This window comes from Brasilonema sp. UFV-L1 (assembly GCF_012912105.1).
Lineage (GTDB): Bacteria > Cyanobacteriota > Cyanobacteriia > Cyanobacteriales > Nostocaceae > Brasilonema.
The window spans coordinates 1-16510 of the sequence record NZ_QMEA01000138.1 but is presented as its reverse complement, the minus strand read 5'-3'; the positions used below and the strand labels follow the sequence as shown (position 1 = coordinate 16510).

15 protein-coding genes are annotated in these 16510 nt (G+C 40.9%); 3 read left to right on the top strand and 12 right to left on the bottom strand.

Going from position 1 to position 16510, the window contains the following annotated elements; all coding sequences use genetic code 11:
- Window positions 1–217: 217 nt before the first annotated feature.
- From DP117_RS27875 to DP117_RS27820, 12 genes are all read right to left on the bottom strand, one after another.
- Entirely contained in the window at window positions 218–1279 is a 1062-nt protein-coding gene (locus tag DP117_RS27875) for a methyltransferase (protein ID WP_169221454.1), read from the bottom strand.
- Entirely contained in the window at window positions 1260–1580 is a 321-nt protein-coding gene (locus DP117_RS27870; protein ID WP_169221453.1) for a hypothetical protein, read from the bottom strand. Before DP117_RS27870 ends, DP117_RS27875 begins: the two co-directional genes overlap by 20 nt.
- A complete protein-coding gene (locus tag DP117_RS27865) occupies window positions 1577–2266 on the bottom strand; it encodes a hypothetical protein (protein ID WP_169221452.1) in 690 nt (229 codons plus the stop codon). Before DP117_RS27865 ends, DP117_RS27870 begins: the two co-directional genes overlap by 4 nt.
- 64 nt (window positions 2267–2330) lie before the next feature.
- The gene (locus tag DP117_RS27860) at window positions 2331–3164 is read right to left on the bottom strand and encodes a ThiF family adenylyltransferase (RefSeq protein ID WP_169221451.1); all 834 of its coding nucleotides are present in this window, start codon (window positions 3162–3164) and stop codon (window positions 2331–2333) included.
- Window positions 3161–3733, bottom strand: coding sequence for a Mov34/MPN/PAD-1 family protein (locus tag DP117_RS27855; RefSeq protein ID WP_169221450.1), 573 nt, complete (start codon window positions 3731–3733; stop codon window positions 3161–3163). Before DP117_RS27855 ends, DP117_RS27860 begins: the two co-directional genes overlap by 4 nt.
- Window position 3734: 1 nt before the next feature.
- The gene (locus DP117_RS27850) at window positions 3735–4424 is read right to left on the bottom strand and encodes a hypothetical protein (protein ID WP_169221449.1); all 690 of its coding nucleotides are present in this window, start codon (window positions 4422–4424) and stop codon (window positions 3735–3737) included.
- Window positions 4421–5143, bottom strand: coding sequence for a hypothetical protein (locus DP117_RS27845; protein ID WP_169221448.1), 723 nt, complete (start codon window positions 5141–5143; stop codon window positions 4421–4423). Before DP117_RS27845 ends, DP117_RS27850 begins: the two co-directional genes overlap by 4 nt.
- Before the next feature lie 41 nt (window positions 5144–5184).
- Window positions 5185–5607, bottom strand: coding sequence for a hypothetical protein (locus DP117_RS27840; protein ID WP_169221447.1), 423 nt, complete (start codon window positions 5605–5607; stop codon window positions 5185–5187).
- 6 nt (window positions 5608–5613) lie between these two features.
- Window positions 5614–6039, bottom strand: a complete 426-nt coding sequence (locus tag DP117_RS27835) for a hypothetical protein (RefSeq protein WP_169221446.1) — start codon at window positions 6037–6039, stop codon at window positions 5614–5616.
- Window positions 6036–6992 (bottom strand): PriCT-2 domain-containing protein, encoded by a 957-nt coding sequence (locus DP117_RS27830; RefSeq protein WP_169221445.1) that lies wholly within the window; start codon window positions 6990–6992, stop codon window positions 6036–6038. Before DP117_RS27830 ends, DP117_RS27835 begins: the two co-directional genes overlap by 4 nt.
- Window positions 6993–7102: 110 nt before the next feature.
- On the bottom strand, window positions 7103–7849 hold the full coding sequence (locus DP117_RS27825) for a hypothetical protein (RefSeq protein WP_169221444.1): 747 nt from the start codon (window positions 7847–7849) through the stop codon (window positions 7103–7105).
- Between the two features lie 123 nt (window positions 7850–7972).
- Window positions 7973–10702 carry a DEAD/DEAH box helicase gene (locus DP117_RS27820; protein WP_169221443.1) on the bottom strand — a complete coding sequence of 910 codons (2730 nt, stop codon included), beginning with the start codon at window positions 10700–10702 and terminating at the stop codon, window positions 7973–7975.
- A 734-nt stretch (window positions 10703–11436) separates the two neighbouring features.
- Here DP117_RS27820 and DP117_RS27810 point away from each other — a divergent pair.
- The 3 genes from DP117_RS27810 to DP117_RS27800 all read left to right on the top strand — a co-directional run.
- Window positions 11437–13497: a caspase family protein gene (locus DP117_RS27810; protein ID WP_169221442.1), complete on the top strand. Its 2061-nt coding sequence runs from the start codon at window positions 11437–11439 to the stop codon at window positions 13495–13497.
- 568 nt (window positions 13498–14065) lie between these two features.
- Window positions 14066–14284 carry a hypothetical protein gene (locus DP117_RS27805; protein WP_169221441.1) on the top strand — a complete coding sequence of 73 codons (219 nt, stop codon included), beginning with the start codon at window positions 14066–14068 and terminating at the stop codon, window positions 14282–14284.
- Between the two features lie 128 nt (window positions 14285–14412).
- A partial coding sequence (locus DP117_RS27800) for a caspase family protein (protein WP_211176388.1) occupies window positions 14413–16510 on the top strand: 2098 nt, incomplete at its 3' end.

Here is a 16510-nt window from a genome sequence, read left to right as displayed (position 1 = left end):
GTGTAGTGGTATGGGGGTGTAAGGGGGGAGGGAGAATTTTCTATGCCCTGTGGACACGCGGCGCTATGATGGTACACCCCTGCTCCGGAGCCAAAAGGGATTGAGCCGTCCACTAATTTCCTTCACACCTCTATACCCTTACTCCCTTACAACCCTAGTTTGTGACTTCAGCATCGACTTGCGGCGGGTAAACTATCAAACCCCTATCCTTCCAACATTATGGTTTATTTATTTTGATGATACGGGTGACTACACTTGTGGGATTGTTTGATTGAAGAAAGGCATCTTTGGGTAGAGATTCTTTGTATGTATCTCGGCTATCTAACCATGCTTTAAATTCTTGGTACTTGCGATTGAAAAATACTGACTCTGGAATTATTGCTATTAGTATTCCTCCTGATTTCATTAACTCCCAAGCATGGTATATATGCTCAATTAATTGAGAGAAGGGAGGGTTCATAATGATATGTGAGTAGAGATGATCAGTTGTGTAATCTAAAAAATCTCTACCTACTAAATTGAATCTTTTGAGTTCAAGTATCTTGCGTAAAGTTGGATTAATTTCTACGACTTCTAAATTGGCTTGAGGATGTTTTTTGAATATGGATTCGGCAATGCAGCCAGAACCAGCGCTGGCTTCAAGTATGCGAGAATTTTCATTAATTTCTGCTAGTTGAATCAGGCGATCGCAAACAGAAGATGGAGTGGGGAAGAAGTCTCCCGACTTCATGCCGATGATTTGTAATTCCAATCGATTTAACTCTTGTTGAGTGGTATCAATCTCTTCAGGTTTAACAACTTTCTGAATTTCGGCTATTGCAGACATAATCTCGCCTGCGGTGTAGATATTTGCACGGTTGAGACACTTTACCCTATCTTGATAATATTCATTGTTAAAAACTTCCTTGACTTCTTCGAGAGTCCGTGCTTTTTGAGAAATTTTGTACAGGGCTTCTGCTTGGGACTTTTGGGAGATACCGCGCAGCACTTCGGGAATATTTCCTCCTTCCCACATTTTGGCTATTGCAAGCAACCAAAACTGGATTGTCTGTAATTCCACCCCTTCGGCAATAATTCCTTGGGCTATTGTTTTGCGGCGTTTGGTTGCCCGTTGTTTGTTTATAGTGGGATTGAGCTTACTGTTAATTGATTGTTGCATTGAGGCAGCAAGTTCTCGCAGTTTTGCAGCTTGCTTCGGGTTAGGAGTGTTGAAATTGAAGGTATAAAAGCTGCTGGGGGTTGTGTGTTGTGAAGTTATTTTAAAAAGTGATAGCTGCATTTTCTTTCAAATCCTTAAGCGCACACTGAATGATGAGAGATTCTTCCGTCTTCCAAGTTTTAACTTCCCATAACGTAGGAAGTCGTTCGCTTGAGCGAACTATAGCCTTGGAGCATTTGTCCTTACGGGTTACCCAGTATTGAAAGGTTTCGGCTTTTTCTTTTGAGTCAAACCCAAAGTAAGTAGTTTTCCTCGCTCCCGTAGGGCTGGTGATGGTGGCGACTCGTGGGGATAAGATGTTAAGTGTCCAACCATCGCATGTAAGTTCAACTTTTTTGACTTTAATTTCGGGCGAGTTCATAATTCCACTTCAGGAATTGCTGCTAAATATTCTTCAGCTGATATTTCTTTGGCGAGCCATTTCTCATGTGCTTCTTGAGGAGTTAAAGTACAGGATGAAGATGTTTCTTTCGGAAAATCTTCTACTTCGGCTAGAAATGGTAGAAGTGTGGCTTCTAACCTTTCTTTGAAAGCCAGGTGTTTTTCTTTGGAATAGGTAAATTGGTAAACATCACCCGTGTTAACGAACAGATACACTAAACTAATTTCTGATGCTGATAATTGGGTTTTCTCATGGAGTAGGAATAATCTGAGTTGGGTGTGGAATGATTTTTCTAGTAACTGAAAATCTGTTACTTTTTGAATAGTCCAATCTAGTCCAATTACCTGTCTTTCTTGGTAGATGATTAGATCATAATTAGCATATACTAACTGTGATTTATAGAGATATTGTGCCTCGGCGTTCCATTGTTTACTGCCAGGAATATCTAGAAAAGGTTTGGCTGCTTCTACCCACTTGTCTATTTGAGGGTATGCTTTTAAGAATAGTTCTACAGATAGCCCCAATCCAATCTGCTGCATAATGAGGTGAAGCTCACCACCGAGTTTTTCGCCTTGGCTAATTGATGTTGTGCATATATTGTTTTTGGATGAATTTTTGTTTTCCCACTCAAGTTTTTCTAATAAATTTGGATTAAATCTGTTCATAAGAAAAATCTGTCCTGAAAAATACTCAGGACAGATATGTGTTAACTCTTGTGGTTGTTTTTATTCAGACAAGATGATATCTCCCAAGGTTTGTAATTGTGGTTTGGATGCTACGACAGGACATACTAATTAGGTTGAAGTAGCTAGCAAACTTGGTTATTTTTCCTGCTAGTGTTAATTCTAAAAGGTATTGAGATGCGATAGCTGATGTCATACGGTTTATGAATAAAGTTTGGTAATTCAGTATTTGAAGTTCCGCACATGAGAGTTTATTGCTGCTGAGTTCTTCAGGCTTTGGAATGAGCAGTTCGGGATGCACTAGCGCTGGGGATGGTAGATGTTTCCAGAAAGAGGGATTGTCTGCGTTATCCGAGGCGCTTACAATATCGAAGTCAGCATGGCTTCCTAATAGAACTTGTCCGGAAATGCTTGTGTTACCGCAGTCCAGCCAGAATAGATCAGCTTGCTCGCGGCTGTTGCTATATTCTAGACACGAGTGAATTTGCGTCCTGGCGGCGGCATTGTCTACGCAACCGATGATAACCGTAAGGGTATTCCACCTGTATTTTTCTACATGGTTGGGGGAGAACCAATCTGAAATTGCTGTGACTTGTAGCCCATATTTGGCACTACATCTGGTGGCTAGACACTGTGCTTTGGGCAAACTTATCTCTGATGGTTGGTAATTTTGGCGTGCAATATTTTTAGTTTCGACGCTATCTCCATCGATGATGGTGAGGTTAGCCTTTTTCTCGTTTTGCTGTAGCTGTAGTATGAGACGGCAAACATCTTCTGCGAGGTATCCTCCTGTGCCACCAGCCCCCACTAACATAAAATCTACTTTGCCGTGGGAATGGGGGAAAACGGGTAAGAAAATTTCTGTATCGATTTGTATCATGGCTCAAATATAAAATTGGGGTCAATTTCAAAGAAGTGGTTGTACACCCCCAAGCGGGTGTATATGGTGGGAGTTGTATTAACTGTCCCGATAATTCCGAATATGCGGAACTTTCCTGACTCTTCTTGGTTGTCCTGGCATGACGGGGTTGCTTTCATACAGCCGTGGCTATGTACTTCAACCAGTGCTTGGCTGTATTTGAAGTTTGCAGTTTCTAATGAGCGCACATGGGTTGGGGATGCTTCTTGCAATGGAGTGTGATACCACCAAATATTATTCTCAACCCCCAGGTAAAAGAGGATTTCTTGATGGGGATTAACTTGTGTAGCATCGATGATGTCTGCAATGATGCTTGCTGGCACTTTCGGTACATTTAATTTGAAATAGGGTTGTATTTTTGTCAATCCTGGTATCTGGGTATGAGCGATTTGTAGGCAGATTTCTAGTTCTGGGCGGTGCGATCGCGCGTAGACTCCATCAGCTGCAAACCAGTATTCCTGAAGCTTTTGACTGTAGGGAGGAAGGTTGTGACTGATGGCATAGTTATAACTGATGAAGAGGTTATTCATGTTAAAATATATATCTGGGTATATCATTTGGGGTTTTGATTCTTTGATAGTCGCTAGTTACTAATTCCTTTGCTGGGAAAGATCTTGTACCTTGCAGGCTTATTAATAGGTTGCAGACATTGTGGAAGTGTGATTTGCACTTGTTCTGACTGAAGTCTTGGTTGAAAGAACTGCTCCAGAACAGTTCCCAAGCTTGATTGATTGAGTTTGGATTGCAAGCAGGTGGAGTATTTCTGCCGAAGCAAATTCTATTTGAGTCATCCCAAATATTTGGTAAGGGTGCCTTGTATAATTGACAATCCTGCTTGAAAGTTTTTCCTTTAATTGCCCACAGGTAGTAGCTGCTATTGCAGCCAGCGAATAGAAATGCTGGCATAGGAATAGTTATTGCTTTGTTTCCTTCTGAGGTTTGTATTGAGACTGAATATTTTTGGGGTGGGTAAAATTGAATAACACCCTCTCCAAAAGGTGTTTTTTCCCACCACAGGGTATTGGGAGATAGCCATCCAGAACTTATAGTTTTAGTTGTAAATGCCTTTTCTACTGCTTCAGGTGATAGAAACTTGTGCTGTGTTTTCTTACCCTCTTTTTCTACTAGTACAAACTGTCCTCTGAGAATGATGAGATGTCCTAAAATTTCCTGTGTTGGAATATTTGATAATATGGCTTGAGCGTTGACTTCTGTATTCATGTGGCGGCTTGATTCCAGATTCTGACGAGTTTTTTTCTATTAGTTACTGATGCTTTTATCCAGTCTGTTAACTCTTGAAAGTGCTCTAGCATGATAGTAGCTTCTTGCCATTGCTCTGCTAGTAAAATAATATTTTCTTCACTCCATTCCCACCAATAACCGGTTTCGTAGGTTGTATCTAACCAAATATTCCCTGTTGAGTAGTCGAGAATCTTGAGGCTAGTTACTAAATATTTGATTGGTGATTTTAACTTGTTACAGATTTTTATAAGGTTTTGTAAATCTATATCTTCATCATTTGTTAGACACTTAGGTTCAAACCCAAATTCTTCTTGCCAATCTTTCAAGCTGTATCCATTGCCCATAAGGGAAAGTAAGAACTTTTCGCTCATCTCTAAATCTTCAAAATTTTCATTCCACCATTCAAGTCTTTGTGGTAATATAACGATATTCTCATACTCTTCGTCTGCTTCTATTTCATCAATAAATTCAACGGGGAACAAGTTGGAATTTACTAGCTGAATAAATTCAATTTCCCTGTCTGAATATATGCAATTAGGATGTGTTTTTGTATTTAAGGGTGTTGTTGATTCACTCCACTGTTCTGGAAATAGTTTTTGATATAAGCTGAGGAAATTTGCTTTTTGAGAGAGGTTTTCCAGATAGATGATTGTTTCTCTGCAGGTGATGGGTATTTTAAATAGTTCTAGTGATATCATGATTTTGAGAACTGCCGCTATATAGTAGCGGCATTATTTGACTACAGTACGGGATAATTGCTGGGTGCAGGGGGTTGTTGCCTGAGAGAGCTAAAAACTTTGTCGATGTATGTTTCCCAGCTTTCCCCTATTTTGATTGTTTGGTCTATGTTTCCCTGCATATCAATCAAAACTTCCAGGGTTAGTTGATTTTTTATTTCTAGAAGTTTCAAATCCCAGGCTAACTCAAATGCCGGGTTAATTTGTTCGGGTGCTAACTTGAGTTCGGTGATGCAATTGCCCTTAGTTCCAGCGCGTTTAATTAGCCTTATTTCGGTTGTATCTCCTAAGATCTGTCTAGTAATTTCGGCATTGGCGTACTCTGGGAAATAGGTAGTGATTGCTAATTTTAGCTTTTCGTCGCTGATTGCTGTTTCCTCTGGGATAGGTACTTGCTGTCCTTCGATAATGGCGATGTAATTCATAATTACTTAGAAAAGTGAAAGTTGTTTTTTGTTAGATTCGACTTTTTGATAATCTTTAGGTAATTCTCGCTGTTGTACTTGTCTTGTTTGGCTAGTATTTATTGCCTTTTCAGCAGTTTCTATGATTTTGGGTAGTATTTCTTCCAACTCTCGAATGCAGTCTTTGATGGTTGGTTGTGAAGTTATTTCTTGATAGTCGATAGTTTGAATGACGGGTGGTGCGTTTCTGATACCAATTGATAGGATGGCTTGTCTTTCTTCTGGATGAATTTGGATGGTTATCAGATAAGTTTTGGTGTTTTGGCGGTTATTACTATCGCCTTGCTCATGAATTTCATCATCTTCTTCTAAGTGATTATTGTTATTAGGATTAAAATCACTACTGTAACTAGCTTCGGAGTTAGTTATACTTTCTTGGTTTTGATTATTCATGAAAGGTTGGCAAATTTTACGAGGGTACGAATGGTAATGCCTGTTCTGCGGAAAGACTGCCATTTGTAGGCACACTCTCCTGGTTTGTATTTGGGTGACAGCTGACTCCATCTGTCCCAAGCGTCGAGTAAGATAGGGTTGACTGACTTGAGTGCCATTCCAACTTGAATCCAGGTTGTGTAATCATCTGCGAACCGGGGATGGATAACTTCTAAGAATGTGAGTGCAGCTTGGATACTGGTTTCGATATTTGGGTATAAGTTGATGTATCTGTCTGGCCTATCTCTGCGGTTGTATTTTTCTTGTGGAAAGCTGATTAACCTTTCTTTCTTCTGCTTTAATAACATTTGGGATATTACCCAATCTGGTGCGATCGCAACTTGCTTTTCTTGAGGACTGCAACCGGAAACCCACTGGTAGTATCTTCCTTCTGGGTGATAGGAAGGAGGTAGAACTGAAGCATGATTTTTGCCTCTGAACTCTAGGTTTGAGATTTTGCTGGAGGTGATTGATGAGTTTCCAGGGATTAGGTAGAGAAGCTGGCGCTTATATTCGCCTCCAGAGGTAAAGGCGACTGTCGGTGGGAGGTAAGTGAGTGCGCCTTCGTATAACTTTTGGGGATAAATTTTCTCCATTTCATCCTCCTCGAGTTTTTTGTTGAGGATCAGGATTTGACCCCAAGCGCGTGGCCCGTCGCAATCAATAGCAACGATGTGCCCTTGGGGGTCATAGTTACCGCAAACAATAGCAACACCAGTCGCGTGTATATACCTTTTCCCCGACCAAATTTTGCATCTAGTACGAATGAGTTCGGCTTGTAGCTGTTTGGGGGAATAAGTTTTATGTTGCCATTGTTTTCCTCCCAGAGGGCGTTTGCCGAAGGTGGGTATAATTCGCCATATATCAGGTAGTGTTTCCAGGGACGAGATGATTTTACGTGCCTGGGCGTGCATGATTTCATTTGATTCTTAATACTTAACTTTGCTAGCTAAATGCATAAGCTTTTGTTAGTGATTAACATTATGGTGTTAGGGCAAGCAGTTGTAACTACCTGCCGTATGTTTTAAGCTAATCGTCGATTAAGAGCATTTTCCACTTGATAAGTACCAAGGGTGCAGTTTGTATTGAGGGGGAATGTGGGGAATTCGGGGTAGTTATTCATGTTTTTTGTTACCCTGCACAGTACCATTACTCCCTCCCTCCCCTTTTTCTCTTGATTGTGATAATAGCTGATAACCTCAAACTCATTATTACCTGCTTCAAACTTGCTTCCTGCGTGCTGAGAGATAGCTTTTTTCCAATTAGGTTGCCAGACCATGAGAGTATTTATTGCCATTGACCTAACAACTGGATTATCAAGCTTAGTAAGTATGTCTGGCAAGTAGTTACACTCTTGGGTGATAACTTCTCGCGCATAATTTACCAGCCAATACTCGGCTTCTTTGAGGAGGGTTTTTGATTCCGTATCCTGACATACTTCGTGATGGCATTTAGACATTAAATATGCTCTTTGCTCAAAAACCATTCCATTGCTTCGCATTTTTAAATCTGATGGATAATCAATCATTAAATCAGCTAGTTCATTGCTGATAGCAGGTAAAGGATATGGAATATTTTCTTTCTTGGAATTCAGGCATATTTTAACTTGATACCCTAAACTGACTGCATGATTAACGATTAGATAAATATCTGATGCAGGGATATAATCACCCAACTTATAATTTATATCTAAAAGTAAATATGTCGGCGCATGAACAATTTTGAATTTTTGAGGTGATTGCTCGCAGTCAGGAACTAATTCTACGTACATAACACTAACCAAAATACTTTTGATTTTGGTTAACGTTAGTTACTAGTAGTGGTTTAATTTCTGTTAGTCAGTATTACATTTATTATCAATAGTCTAGCCCTATTAATAGGGCTAGACTATTTTTTAGAGGGTTTGTACTTCTTCCTGGATTAAATCTTGGAGTATAGATAATCCAACTTGTTTGGAGATGGCTGTATTGTCATCTGGGCATCTGTAGATAACAGTACAATTGGAACATCCATGCTTGCATGGGCAATGTTCCACTAGGAATCTTGCCCTGGATACGGCTTTTTCTAGATATTGAAACAGCGTATCGCACATTCCGGTTCCTCCTTCAACTGTATCAAAGAAGTAGCCGAATGAATTAGATTGAGTTGGTTCTTGATGGAGTATAAAATCGATATCCTTACTGCTGGCTCCATGTTCGACTAGTGGTAATGCTAGCATAAGTTGATGTGCTAGACTGTGGATGCAAATGTCGGTTTCGTTGTATTCAAATAACTCTCTTTCCTCCCTGGAGACGTACTTCTGATTCTTGATTTCTGACCTAATTTTTTCTACTTTTGATTTGAAAAAACTTCTTGCTTGTCGGTCGATTGTAACTTGCAGACAACTGGTAGAATAACTAATAGTAAAAGCTTCCTTATATGAGACTTCTTCTACTAGCTGGATTATGTCTCTTTCTGTGAGTTGACTGTTGCATATAAGACAGCTTTCTAACTTGCTTGCTAGAGATTGATTGTGGTTTCTACAATCTCGATTTGGACAAGTCCATCTTGACTCCCGATTGTATATTTTGTATCCTGTTACCGACTCAGATATTTTACATATTTTAGGTGTGAGTTCTATCACTCCCCTCGGTAGTTTAATTGACTTTGCTTTGCTAGTAGTTTTAACCTCCTCAAATTTAATGACTCCTTGAGGGCGCGTAAATAGATTTGTTTGTCCGATAGGCTTGAGGAAAGCTTGTCCCTCTTTGATTTTTAACTCTGATGATTTATACCAAACAGGGTTGCCATCAAAATCTTGGGCTGTATAAATTGCATCAGGATATACCTCTCTTAAGGCAGTGTTGATTGCACTTTGTTCAAATTCCTCTCCGTTTGAAGTATTTATGTAGTTGATATTGTTGTTTCTGCTCCCCCTAATTTTGATATCGCCATGTATGTAACCCAGATGGCGGGCGCACGCTAGCTTGCCGTTGAAGCTGTATACCAACTTATTTTCATTAATGAGTTGATTTGCGATAAGCCGGAGGCTTGACGCTTCGCGTATCACAAGTCCTGATTGCCCGAAATGCCTGATAATTTGATTGATTGTCGGACGTGATTCCTTACAGCACGCTAAGATATGGCACGTGAGTAAATTTTCAAAATTGGGATTAAAATTGATGATCTCCGGTGGATCGGTTAGCAGTCGGTCGGGATGTTTCGAGTAGTACGAGTCCAAGATTGATTGTCTGGAGGGGATAAATACCACCAATCCTTCTTCTTTTCTGCCAGCACGACCTGCCCTTTGGCGGAAGGATAAGATACTGCCAGGATACCCGCAAATTAGGACAGCATCTACACATCCCAGGTCTAAACCAGCTTCAAGAGCAGACGTTGAGACAATGAATTTGACTTCTCCAGATTTGATATCTGCGATTATTTTTTTCCTTTGGTTGTTTTTTAAGTTGGCGTAAAATGCAGAAATAGTATTTTTGAGGTGAGACAACCCATTTTCGGTTAATATCTTGCGGATAGTTTGGGTTAGGGCTTTGACCATTTCCCGACTGTCGCAAAAGCAGATTCCTACTACATTTTTACTGACAAGTAAAGCTGCAATTTGGGCAGTTGCGTACAGGATACTGTTCTGGGGTTTAAGACTAATAAAGGTGGTTTCAGCTTTTCTTGCACCATTTTGGTTAATTACCGTAATATTTTCTCTACGATTGGAAATCTTTTGGGCAATCTCTTGACTGTTGTTGATGGTAGCTGAGGCGTAAATATACTTTAGTTTAGATAAATTCCCTCCAGCTGTTTCTATCATTAGTTGGGTGCGACGGTTGAGTAGAGCAAAGTTTGCACCGAAGATTCCGCTGTAGAAGTGAGCTTCATCTACTACGATTATGGAAATTTTGCGTAGTGTTTCAATGAAGTTGTAGTTATCAAATTGGTAGTTGGTAAGTTCATGATTCCAAACATCGGGTGTGACACAAAGAATCGAAGGTTTATGTGTATAGAGTTTTTTACGTTCTTGAGCTGGAGTATCGCCATTAATATTGAGAATTGCAGGGCGAATAGACTCTGGTAGAAGGTTGATGAACTCCTTTATTTTCTCCTCTTGGTCAAATGCTAGGGCTTTAAGGTTGAAGAAAATGATGCATGAATTGCCTTTGAGACATTCGTGAATAACTGGAAGTAGGAATGATATTGATTTACCGCTACTTGTTGGAGTTTCGAGAATTATATCTGATGATTGATTGTATGCTGACCATGCTTGAATTTGGTGGAAGTATAATTGATTTATTCCTAATTGAATGAGTGCATTATTGACTGCAGAATGAATGTTTTCTGGTATCGGTTGACTCTTTGCTGCTTGTTCCGGAATCACATCGCAGTAGGCAAGTTTATTTCTACCCTCCAGTTCGGTTGCTATTTCTTGATATATTAGGCTTTTTAGGGATGGCGCATCTTCAACTGGAGTAAAATTTCCTTGCTCTATCTCTTCTTCCCAATTGAAAATAATTTGGCTGATATTTCCTTTTCTAAAATAAAGGTTGTTACCGATGATTGTGCTAATTTGAATGATTCCGTGCTGCTTGGAATAGATGCTGCGGCTTGGTTGTAACCACTCTGGTCGGTTTTTCATCAAAAATTACCTACTTGTTGTTTGTAACAAGTAAGCGTTAGTGATGGTGGTGGTTTGACTTTTACCGTTTAATTTACTATTGTTTGGAAATACTGGATGTTAATTGAATTGAGTAAATCTTATATCCTTGCTGAAGAGCTAAAACTTGGAACCAAAACTACTCAGTATGACACACCTGCTCAGATAGCTGTTGCGCAGCAAAAGTGATTTCAGGACTGATATGCTCTAATACTTGAGCACGTACTGTTTTTTCAATGCTTTCTAGGTCGGTTAAATTACTCTTGTCTGCTTCCTCATATAGCAACATTGCTAGTCAAGGCAGGTAGGCTTTTAAACGTTTTTGCTTGTCTGGGCTTATGATGAGCGATGTATGGCTTCTGTCTTACCGTACATTTTCCCAGAAATTATGTTTCTTCCAAAATGGGATGCTCCCGACGGTGACAACTACTGGAACTAAAAATTCTGTTTTAAGTGCATAAGTTGATTTTGCCTAACACTATTAAAGAAATAGAACTGACACATTGTACAAATAGATGCTTATGTCAATCTATGAAACTGTACCCTTACAGGATTTTTGTCAAAACTTTTACAAATTCCTAATGAGTTACTCATTGTTTACACATATTGTGAAGTTTATACAAAAACTGTATGCCTAATTACTAACAATTTTGATCTTCGTCTATCTGTTTGAAGCTGCAAGTAATTCCTAATAACTAATTATAGGAAATGTTGCCATGACTGACCAAACTAATCCAACAGCCAAGTTTCATGCCTTGTTAATTGGTATTGATCGCTATCTACCTAATCGATTATCAGACGGCAGTTCCTATCCAAATCTTGGAGGATGTGTGCGGGACATCAACCACGTAGAAACTTATCTGCTCAATACGCGACCAGAAACACAAATTTTCAAGCTGACAGCTTCTAACGTAGATGGTTCGATGACGCCAAAAGAACCACCAGAGCAATTGCCTACGTACAAGAATATAGTCAAGAAGTTTGAAGAACTGACCAGAGTGGCACACAGTGGTGATTTTGTCTACATTCACTACTCCGGTCATGGTGGGCGCACAAAGACAAACTACTCCAAACTGAAGGGAGACGATGGAGTAGATGAGACACTGGTTCCTACGGACATTGGCAAACCTGAAGGACAGTATCTCCGCGATATTGAATTGGCATTCATTTTAAAAAAGATGGTGGATAAAGGGTTAGTTGTTACCATTGTTCTAGATAGCTGTCATTCGGGAGGAGCGGTTAGAGGGGACGCAAATATCCGGGGATTGAATGTCGTTGACGAAACGCCACGACCCACAGAGAGTTTGGTTGCAACTCCTGAGGAATTAGTTGCAACCTGGGAAACTTTGACCAGAGGAACTCGCAATGTGACTGATGCCAGTGGTTGGTTACCCGAGCAGAAGGGCTATACGTTATTGGCTGCTTGTCGGGATAATGAGTTGGCTCGCGAGTTTCCCTTTGACGGCAAGGAGAAGAATGGAGCGCTAACCTACTGGTTTCTAGACTCTTTGAAGAAGCTGGGCACTGGCGTCACCTATAAGGTGCTTCACAATCGCCTGCTTGCCAATATCCACAGTCAGTTTGAAGAGCAAATGCCGATGCTGCAAGGCGAGAGCGATCGCTTAATTTTTGGCAGTAACTCTGTCGCTTATCAGTTGACTGTTCCAGTTATGCAGGTTGCTTTGGCTCAGAAGCAGGTACGGTTGCAAGTAGGGGAAGCAAATGGTGTTCTCAAAGGTGCAGAATTTGCTATCTATTCACTAGGTATAGCAGATATAAAGCAGACCGATAAGCGAGTCGCACTCGTTCAAATTACAGAACTTGGCGCTGTGGATTCCTGGGCTGAAATCAAACAAGTCTTGGGAGACAACACGATTGAGAATATTAAGCTGGGGGCAACCGCTTTACTGCTGCATCCAAGTGTCAAACTCGTCCGCAAGGTGCGTCTGTTGCCAAGTTTATCAGCATTGCCAGAGCTTGAGACGGCTAAACCAACAGTAGAGGGGAATGCTTGGATAGAGTTTGTGTCTGGCGATGAAAAGAGTGATGAAGCTGTTGCTTATCAGGTGTCTGTAAACTCTAAAGGTGAGTATGAGATTCTAGATCCAAGTGGCATCCCGATTGCTAATTTACAACCCGTGTTGAAAGTCGGCGAGCCAAATGCAGCAGCTAATGTGGTAAGTCGATTGGTGCATCTCTCTAAGTACCAAGCTGTTTTGCAACTTGACAATGACGACCCCACCTCAGCTTTAGCCGGAAAAATCAAAGTTGAACTGTGCAAAGCGGGAAAAAATCGCGAACTTAAGCCTTTTGATGAACCAGGCAACGTCCCAACACTCAATACTGATGAATTTGCTTACCTAAGTATCCGCAATGAGTCTTCTCAAACACTTAACATTACCGTACTTGCCCTCCAACCTGATTGGAGCATTGGTAAGCTCCACCCATCTGGTGCCGACTTTGTCATTTTAGAAGCAGGACGCGAAATTAAACCACCTATCCGTTTTCGTACCAGTCTTCCAGAAGGATACACAGAAGGTGCAGATATTCTCAAAGTTTTTGCGACACTTAGTGGTACTAGCTTCGACTGGCTCAAACTACCAGCGTTAGGTGAACATCGAAAAGGAGTAGAAGGAAGACGACCAAGTAATCCACTGGAAGATTTAATGGCGGCTATTGGTAACGAAAATCCTGCAAATAAAAATGTAAGTCCGGCTGCTTATCCTAGCGATGAATGGACAACAGAGCAGGTAAAACTTATTGTGAAAAGAAGCTGAGTTTGAAAAAGAAGGCGTAGCTGACTCCTTGACACGAAGGGTTGGGCTAATAAAGCGCGAAAAACTGCGGTGCCTCCGTAAGATGCCCCATGAAAAGTTGTAATTTTTGTATAACAGTTTACAATTGGGGCGATTTTTCCGCTTCAACCGAGGCTTAGAACCCGTTACTTGTAATTCGGCACCGCAGTTTTTCCGGGTTTGGTGAAACGGCTAATAAGGAGTACGAGAAATTAGACGATGCACAAAAAGCTACACTGAGTTAATCCGTTTGACATGACCGATAGCGAGTCACTCGTACACCCAGGGCAAACTGACCTGTGTTACACAGTCGATCTAAATTATACATATCGTTGTTAAATTCTAAAATAGCTAACTAACTGACTACCTGATTAATGTGTGAACTAAAAATCCTGTTGTAAGTGCATAAGTTGATTCTGCCTAACTCTATTAAAGGGATAGGACTTACACACTGTACAATTATAGGAAACGTTGAGATGACTAGCCAAACTAATCCAACAACCAAGTTTTATGCCTAGTCGCATTAGTTCAAATTACAGAACTCGGTGCTGTGAACTCTTGGGCTGAAATTAAACAAGTGCTAGGAGAAAACACGATTGAGAATATTGAGCCTGGAGCCACTGCTTTACTGCTGCATTCGAGTGTCAAACTCGTCCGCAAGGTGCGCTTGTTGCCAATTTTATCAGCATTGCCAGAGCTTGAGGTAGCTAAACCAAATGTAGATGCTCAATGTCAATGTGATAGCTTGTGTGTAACAGATTTTGATTGATGAGTGCATTTCAATCTTAGTTACTACTCTTAGAATTGCAGCAGTTAAGCCGCTTAGTTAGTCAATTGTCGAAGGATGAACTAGAAATGCACTCTTATTTAAAATTATTAACAACTTGAGGCTAAGTCATGAGTTGGAGTAATGACAGAACTAATTTTGACCGCAATATAGCCGTAATTATTGGCATTAATAACTATCAAAATGGTATTCACCCTCTCTCAACACCTGTTAATGATGCTACCGTACTAGCCAATATATTAAAAACAGAATATAAGTATCAAAAAATGGTTTGTCTGTTTCCTCCATATAAGGAAGCAACTCTAGAAAATATTAATGAACTACTGAAAGAAACATTACCAAATCAGATTCGACCAACAGAAGGCGAGCGCTTACTTTTTTACTTTGCCGGACACGGTATTGCCCGTAATAGTGAAGATGGACCAGCAGGTTATCTGATTCCTCAAGATGCCCAGTTAGGAAAGCTGGAAACTTTTCTCCCCATGCGGGATTTAAACTCAGCACTCTCTCAACTCGATTGTCATCATTTGCTGGTGATTTTAGATTGTTGCTTTGCTGGGAATTTTCGCTGGTCGAGTGCCAGAAATGTCATTCCGGTTCCAGAAACGATTCACCGGGAGCATTATGACCGCTTCATCAGATGTTCAGCATGGCAAGCCATCACCTCCGCTGCCCATAACCAAGAAGCACTTGACTTTTTAAGCGATTTGCGAGACCGGGCTACAAACTCTCATCACTCACCTTTCGCTTTAGCCTTGATTGAAGGATTAAAAGATAATAAAGCAGATTTGACGGGAGACGGGGTAATTACAGCTCCCGAACTTTATCTGTATTTGCGCGATCGCTTGATAGGTAAAGATGGAATCAGTGAATTGCAAACTCCTGGGCTTTGGCCTTTACAAAAGCACGACAGAGGCGAGTTCATTTTTACACTGCCCGGTTTTGAACGAGAGCAATTAACACCAGCACCGCCACTTAATAAAGATAATAATCCCTACCGAGGTTTGCAACCCTTTGATGAGAAACACGCACGTTTCTTTTTCGGCAGACAGGAACTTATAAAGGAACTATACACGCGAATTTCGCAGTCTGAGCAATCCTCTAGTCAGTTAATTGTGGTTGTGGGTATTTCTGGTTCTGGTAAATCTAGCTTGGTTAAAGCGGGATTAATTCCCCATCTCCGCAAGAACTATGCACAAGAGTGGCATATTCTCAAACCGATGCGTCCTGGGAAGTCTCCCTTTATTGCATTAGCAACGACACTATTGGCGATCACAAATGTTTCCTCAGATGCAGCAAGCAAATATGTTAAGCAGTTGATTCGGAATTTGAAGAAGGGTGAATCCCAGGAGATAATTAACGCGATCGCAGCTTGGAGCCAAGCCAATCCTCAAGTCAAGCTGCTACTGACCATTGACCAGTTTGAAGAACTCATTACAATGAGCCGCAAACCAATTCCTATCAGCCCAGACATAGAGCCAGATTCAAATGAGCAAAAGCCGCAACGTTGGCTATCGTCAGTTTTTCGTCGCCAGTCAAAAGCTAAAAACAACGAGCGACCAGAACAAAAAGATGATGTTCAACAAGAGTGGCAGCAATTTTTGGCATTGTTAACAAATACTTTGAAGCACTGTCCGCAACTTCACATTGTTCTAACCTTGCGATCCGATTTTGAGGCTCGGTTTGTTGAATCAGCATTCCAAGATTATTGGGATAAAGCACGTTTTCCAGTTCGAGCCATGCGATCAGATGAGTTACGGGAGGCGATCGAGAAGCCAGCATCTGAAATGGCACTGTATTTTGAGCCAGCTAATTCAGTTGATCGGCTGATTGATGAAGTGGGAGAGATGCCGGGGGCTTTGCCGTTGCTATCTTTTACCCTCAGCGAATTCTACATCAAGCTGTATCAGGCATGGGTAAAGGATGATAAAACAGACCGTGCCTTAACTGTAGATGAGCAATTTTATCAGCAGGGTGGCATAGCGGGTTCTCTCACTTACAGAGCGAATGAGATCTATGATGGCTTACCGGATGATGCTCACAAAGGCACGATGCGTCGAGTGATGCTGCGGATGGTGGAAATCCAGGGGAGAGAAGCGGTCAGACGACAGGTTCCAGAGTCGGAACTTGTTTATGCCGATCCGGAAGAAAACCAGAGAAGAGAGAAAGTAATTCAGAGTCGAATGGCACTAAGAAAAGCTCTAAGCT

Excerpts from the sequence above, each read along its gene's own strand:
- DP117_RS27875 (WP_169221454.1), bottom strand. The coding sequence starts at position 1,279 with ATGCAGCTATCACTTTTTAAAATAACTTCACAACACACAACCCCCAGC.
- DP117_RS27850 (WP_169221449.1), bottom strand. The coding sequence starts at position 4,424 with ATGAATACAGAAGTCAACGCTCAAGCCATATTATCAAATATTCCAACA.
- DP117_RS27810 (WP_169221442.1), top strand. The coding sequence starts at position 11,437 with ATGACTGACCAAACTAATCCAACAGCCAAGTTTCATGCCTTGTTAATT.
- DP117_RS27830 (WP_169221445.1), bottom strand. The coding sequence starts at position 6,992 with ATGCACGCCCAGGCACGTAAAATCATCTCGTCCCTGGAAACACTACCT.
- DP117_RS27845 (WP_169221448.1), bottom strand. The coding sequence starts at position 5,143 with ATGATATCACTAGAACTATTTAAAATACCCATCACCTGCAGAGAAACA.
- DP117_RS27840 (WP_169221447.1), bottom strand. The coding sequence starts at position 5,607 with ATGAATTACATCGCCATTATCGAAGGACAGCAAGTACCTATCCCAGAG.
- DP117_RS27820 (WP_169221443.1), bottom strand. The coding sequence starts at position 10,702 with ATGAAAAACCGACCAGAGTGGTTACAACCAAGCCGCAGCATCTATTCC.
- DP117_RS27865 (WP_169221452.1), bottom strand. The coding sequence starts at position 2,266 with ATGAACAGATTTAATCCAAATTTATTAGAAAAACTTGAGTGGGAAAAC.
- DP117_RS27870 (WP_169221453.1), bottom strand. The coding sequence starts at position 1,580 with ATGAACTCGCCCGAAATTAAAGTCAAAAAAGTTGAACTTACATGCGAT.
- DP117_RS27835 (WP_169221446.1), bottom strand. The coding sequence starts at position 6,039 with ATGAATAATCAAAACCAAGAAAGTATAACTAACTCCGAAGCTAGTTAC.
- DP117_RS27825 (WP_169221444.1), bottom strand. The coding sequence starts at position 7,849 with ATGTACGTAGAATTAGTTCCTGACTGCGAGCAATCACCTCAAAAATTC.
- DP117_RS27855 (WP_169221450.1), bottom strand. The coding sequence starts at position 3,733 with ATGAATAACCTCTTCATCAGTTATAACTATGCCATCAGTCACAACCTT.
- DP117_RS27860 (WP_169221451.1), bottom strand. The coding sequence starts at position 3,164 with ATGATACAAATCGATACAGAAATTTTCTTACCCGTTTTCCCCCATTCC.